Annotated in this window: 1 protein-coding gene and 1 pseudogene; both read left to right on the forward strand. The window is 72.5% G+C overall.

Features of this window, described 5'->3' with window-relative positions:
- A pseudogene (locus DSP71_RS24320) lies at window positions 1-265 on the forward strand (dihydrofolate synthase); the annotation flags it as partial.
- Window positions 262-530: DUF4233 domain-containing protein (locus tag DSP71_RS24325; protein ID WP_258546551.1), on the forward strand; the 269-nt coding region annotated here is incomplete at its 3' end. The pseudogene DSP71_RS24320 and the gene DSP71_RS24325, both read left to right, overlap by 4 nt.

The raw sequence follows: 530 nt of genomic DNA on the forward strand, positions 1-530 counted from the left end.
GCTGGCCCCGAGGGCGGCACACGTCTTCGCCACCGCTCCGGATTCGGATCGAGCGAGCGATGCTGATGCGATCGCCGATCTCGTGGAGCAGAGCGGCCAGCGGGCGACCGTGCACCACTCTCTCGCCGACGCCGCCGACGCCGCGCGCGAGTGGGCCGCCTCCTCCGACCGCCGCGCGGTGATCATCGCGGGCTCGGTGGTGCTCGCCGGAGAGGCGATCGCGCTGTCGCAGGACGAGGACTGGAAGGCGGGGTGGCGCGCATGAGCGCCGATGCCGCACCAGCGCGTCGTCCGCGCCCGCCGCGCACCCTCGTGCAGAAGCTCGCACCCGTCGTGCTGGGGTTCGAGGCGATCGTGGTCTTCCTCGTCGGACTCACGATCTTCGGGTTGCGTCAGCTCCCCGATGGCGTCGAGCAGTGGTGGGCGATCGTCGCCGGGGCGGTGCTCGCCCTCGCGTGCATCGCGATCGCGGGGATGATCACGAAGCCCTGGGCACTCACCGCCGGGTGGGTCGTCCAGGCCCTCGTCGC

This window comes from Microbacterium sp. H6, assembly GCF_003314775.1.
GTDB classification, from domain to species: Bacteria; Actinomycetota; Actinomycetes; order Actinomycetales; family Microbacteriaceae; genus Microbacterium; species Microbacterium oxydans.